General features: G+C 64.3%; 5 protein-coding genes and 1 tRNA gene. 3 read left to right on the forward strand and 3 right to left on the reverse strand.

Annotation, left to right across the window (positions count from 1 at the left end):
* Together ACWELQ_RS38725 and ACWELQ_RS38730 are read left to right on the forward strand one after the other, a co-directional pair.
* Positions 1–419 (forward strand): hypothetical protein (locus ACWELQ_RS38725; protein ID WP_452401979.1); only part of this gene is annotated, 419 nt, incomplete at its 5' end.
* Between the two features lie 130 nt (positions 420–549).
* Positions 550–621: transfer RNA gene (locus ACWELQ_RS38730), tRNA-OTHER, on the forward strand.
* 155 nt (positions 622–776) lie between these two features.
* On the opposite strand, the gene ACWELQ_RS38735 is transcribed toward ACWELQ_RS38730, so the two are convergent.
* The gene (locus tag ACWELQ_RS38735; protein ID WP_452401980.1) at positions 777–2,918 is read right to left on the reverse strand and encodes a protein kinase domain-containing protein; all 2,142 of its coding nucleotides are present in this window, start codon (positions 2,916–2,918) and stop codon (positions 777–779) included.
* 29 nt (positions 2,919–2,947) lie between these two features.
* On the opposite strand from ACWELQ_RS38735, the gene ACWELQ_RS38740 reads away from it, so the two are divergent.
* Positions 2,948–3,355 (forward strand): hypothetical protein, encoded by a 408-nt coding sequence (locus ACWELQ_RS38740; RefSeq protein ID WP_452401981.1) that lies wholly within the window; start codon positions 2,948–2,950, stop codon positions 3,353–3,355.
* Between the two features lie 18 nt (positions 3,356–3,373).
* Here ACWELQ_RS38740 and ACWELQ_RS38745 read toward each other — a convergent pair whose 3' ends face one another.
* Positions 3,374–3,868 (reverse strand): hypothetical protein, encoded by a 495-nt coding sequence (locus ACWELQ_RS38745; protein WP_452401982.1) that lies wholly within the window; start codon positions 3,866–3,868, stop codon positions 3,374–3,376.
* A gap of 347 nt (positions 3,869–4,215) precedes the next feature.
* Positions 4,216–4,461, reverse strand: a complete 246-nt coding sequence (locus tag ACWELQ_RS38750) for a hypothetical protein (RefSeq protein ID WP_452401983.1) — start codon at positions 4,459–4,461, stop codon at positions 4,216–4,218.
* Between the last annotated feature and the right edge of the window lie 119 nt (positions 4,462–4,580).

The raw sequence follows: 4,580 nt of genomic DNA on the forward strand, positions 1-4,580 counted from the left end.
GGCGTGGAAAAGCATGTGGCCAGACCGATCCGAGGCCGGCAGTGCAAACTGAAGCCGAGCGACTCGAATGCTGGATGTGCGGAGCGGAAGGAAGGGCGGCCGAGGCCGGACTGGCGGTGCTCTGCGCTGATTGCTCGGACCGGTACATCTCGGCCCGTTGCCTGGAATGCGGTGTGCTGCAAACCTCTCTGCGGTCCAGGTTCTCCGAAATCTGTAGCCAATGCACGGTTCGTGCCGAGTGGCCTGGGTTGCCTGTCGAGGCTCGTACCGAGTTCGATCGATTGCTTCGGGAAGGGCGCAAGATCCAGGCGGTGAGGGCGGTGCGCGACGGCTCGGGGATGGAGCCGAAGCCAAGCCTCCACTGGGCGATGGACGCGCTCGTGTACCGCGCCAAGGCACTCGGCCTCGAAGGTTCCTGAGCCGACGGCGACTCCTGGAGAACGCACTGAACTACCGCATACCGCTCACCCGAACTGGCCAAGCCGGTAGCCGGAAGTTGAACGGCCCGTGACTATCTCGGCCGCGCGCACATATAGACTCGCCAACGGCCATGGAGTAGGTCAGCGGTAGATCACCGACACGACACGTGGGAGGGCGCGGATTCGAATCCCGCCTCCATGGCCCCGAACTCCCAACGCGCCGTCCTGCCTGTGGTCTCAATGGGTCAGCGCAACACTGGGTTTGTCCTAGCTCACCCACACCTTCGGTGGGCCGCCAGCGACAAGATCAGGGAGTACTCAGCGAGGGAAAGCGTGTGCCGCGTGACGAGATTGGGTTCAACCCAGGTTGTGCAGATTCGTCAAGTGTTTCGTGGTCACGACGCTGCCCTCGCCGGTATCGGGGCGGGAATCGGGTGGGGCGGGTCTGCGACGCTGTTCTAGTAGGACGGTGAGACCGACCACCGCGGCGTCGTTTCCGTGGTCGATGGCGCGGCGGTACCAATGCTCGGCTTCATCGAGCTCACCTCGCCGCCGCAGGAGAAACGCGAGACGGGCCATCGCGAGGGCGTGATCCTGGTCGGCGGCAGCCCGATACCAAGCCTCGGCCTCGGCCGCTTCGCCACGCGCCTGCAACAACAGTCCGAGGTTGTACATCCCCTCGCTGTCGTCGCCGTCGGCCGCGCGCCGGAACCACTTCTCGGCTCCCGCCGAATCACCGCGCTGTTTCAGTAGTTTCGCGCGGGCGACCTGTGCGCCGGCGTCCTCATCGTCGATATCTTGGTCCGGACCGGTCTGGTCGTCGGCAGCGGCCGCACCGCGCTGTCGCGACAGGATCTCGAGGTTGGTGGCAGCGAGTGGATGGTTCTGCTCGGCCGCACGCCGGTACCAGTGTTCGGCTTCGGTGAATTCGCCGCGCTTGTGCAGCAGGCACCCGAAACTGATCATCCCGGTGCTGTTGCCGGCCTCGGCCGCACGCCGATACCAGGTTTCGGCCTCGGCGAGCTCACCGCGTTCCTCGAGCACGACCGCGAGGTTGTTCATCGCGGCGTCGTTCTCGTTGTCAGCGCCGCGGCGGTAGCAGGTTTCGGCTTCGGCGAGTCGACCCTGCTGTTTCATCAGATTGCCGAGGCCGACCAAGCCGCCCAGATACCCGCGGTCGACGGCGCAGCGGTACCAGTCCTCGGCCTCGGCCAAGGCGCCCTGGTGATGCTGCAGCAACCCCACCCGGTAGATCGCGTCGAGGTAACCGGCGTCGGCCGCACGCAGATAGCAGGCTAAGGCCACGCCGGACGCGCCCCGTTGCTCCAGCATCACGCCGAAATTCGTGAGCGCGGCGGCCCTGCCTCCCGATACCACCGGCAGCTGCCAGATTTCGTCGGACGGTTCGCCGGACTCGCTCGTGTCCGGTGCGGCGGGGCGCGGCGCATAGGTATCGGTGCTGAGCGCACGGGCGAACGCGGAGGCGAACTCGGCGCAGGTGGGAAAGCGGTCGGCGGGATCCTTGGCCAGTGCTCTGGCGATCACCGCGTCCAGGCGCACCGGCAGGTCCGGCCGCCAAGCCCGCGGTGACGGCGGTGGTGTGTTGATGTGCGCAAAGCACGCCACCACACCGGGGAACGGGTAGGGCGGGCGGCCGGTGAGCAACTCGAATGCCGTGCAGCCCAGCGCATAGACGTCCGCGCGCCGATCGATTTCGATCGCTCGCGTGAAACGCTCCGGCGCCATGTAGGCGAAGTTCACGTCGGCATCCGCGGCAATCCCGAAATCCTCCAGCGCGCGGGCGATCCCGAAATCCGCCAGCACCGCTCGTTCACCGTCATCGTCGTTCTCGACCAGGATGCTTGCCGGTTTGACGTCACCGTGCGGCACCCCGGCCTCGTGCGCGTGGTCCAAAGCCTGTGCGGCACTGGTGATCAGCCTGATCGCACGATCGGGGTCCACCCCGCCGGGGCTGCCGCGGAGCAGAGCACCGAGATCACCGCCGTCGATATCCCGCATCGCGTACCACAAATAGCCGTCACGGGGACCGTTGCGGTCGTAGACGGGAACGATGTTCGGGTGGTCCAGACTCGAAAACAGTTCGGCCGCACGCTCGAACGCGGCCCGAGCCGCGAAATCGTCCGGAAGTCTGTGCAGCACCTTCAAAGCCACCGTACGTTCTGTTCGCGAATGCCGCGCCAAGTACACCGCGCCCAGCACCCCGTCACCGATTCGCTGCAAGATCTTGTACTCGGCAATCATCGCGCCGACCTGCAATGCCACCATGCCTCCCCAGAGCATGCGCACGATCACCCTTCGCATGCCGAAAACCAACGATCCCGACATTAATACAGAGGGGTGACACCGGCTTCCGACGCGCGAAAGCCCCGCCCGCGAGACTCGCCGGGTCTGAACCTCTTCACCACCAGCACCGCTCCACGCTGACGGTTCAACCCGATCAAGACCGGTGGTCGAGGCGATGCCGAAAAGGCGTGGCATCTCGGGCGTCCCGCCAGTGAGAATGATCGATGCCGATCGAAACGATTCCCATGTGGACCGACCAGAGAACACTGGTGAACCTGCGCGATGTCCTGAGGCTGTTCCCGCCGAATGATTGGCGATGGCAAGTCGAAGAGTTCGACGGTTTCGGGCGACTTCCCGCCGGCCTCGTCTGGCCGGAATTCGAAGCCACTGTCGAGGCCGGGGCGGCCGTCTTCGATTGGGAGGGCATCCAACAGTTTGCCGATGGCTTGGATCAGGTGGTCGACGGCCGGATTGTCGCCACCGACGCGGATGGCACCGTCATGGTCACGATCGAGGCGTTCGACAGCAGCCAGTACGAGATCGTCACCCCCTCAAACATCTTGCGGCCCTATCGGGTACAGGTCGAGGACGCGACCAGCGCCCGGACGTGGTCAAAACATTCCGCGGATTGAACGATGGCATCTGTGCCCCTAGAAGCCGACCAGCGGAATCTGCGGTTGCCCGACAAAGCCGCCGATCAGCTTGCCGCCGCCAACGTCGACGACGGTACAGACGATTGCGGGGTTGGTGTCCCACCATTCTTCGGTGTTGGGGTAGATCGCCGACCAGGTCACTCGGAAGATGCGGTTGTTGACCAGTCGTGGCACGGGGTCCGAGCATACGGTCCAGGCTCGGCCCAAGATCTCGGCCTCACCAGGCCACGGTTCGCCGTAATAGTTAATTCTCGCAACGACCTCGGCGTCATGTGGGGCGATGCAGGGCATCAGTGAGGCCGACCTTGTTACGTTGCCGATTTCTGCGACGGTGAAGCCATTGGCGCAATCGCCGGGTTGTAGTGAGAGCCAGGCGGTTTCGTCGGCGTGTGCTATCGCGGACGGACCGGTCATGGTCAGCGCCACACATGCCACCGATACGAATCCCGCGCGCCAAACGCCGGTAGCGATCGTTCTGCGACCCTTGTGCATGCGTGCTCCTTCTTCAAGCAGAGAAGCAATGCAGACAGACCGATTGGTATGTTACAGCACGCGCCAATGCCGACGTCCACGATCCAACGCACCGACACCGGCATCTCGGCTGGGAGGGCTGGCGGTGATCTAGGATGACGCGAGGTGTCCGGGTTGTTGGATTGCGGGCGATGGCGTCAGAGACTTCCGCAGCAGGGTCGAACCCGTGCGCTATTTTCGACCGTTCCTGTCGCGGTACGAGAGCTGTTGCGCTCGTTCGGTATTGGGACAGGTCAATGACTGAGTGGCAGCCTGTTCGGGGTGGATGCCGTCGGTGAGCATGGCCATCTGACAGGGTAGGAATTCGGCTACTGAACGCCGCCCCCATGGCCCGTGGAAACACCAATGCCGAGGATGCTTTTGAGGATGGAGGTCAAGGAATCGAGCCCGTTCTGCGCAGACCCGGTGGCCAGGTCGGACGAGCCGGTCGAGGCGACGGGCTGCAGGGCGGCCGGCGCGGCGTGAGCCGCCCCCTTGGCGGCGGCCAAGCCGGTGAGAAGCACTGCGACAGCGAGTGTTCCACGGAACTTGGTTCTGGCATCGGTTTTTGACACTCGAGACTCCTTTGGTGACAGGTGTACGAGGCCCCGAGGCTAACAACTCTGAACTGCATCGTTTTCAGAATCTCTGCCCGCAATTCGTGGGGCTCAACCTTTTCAGCGGCCAAGTGCAT

This window comes from Nocardia sp. NPDC004722, from assembly GCF_053601505.1.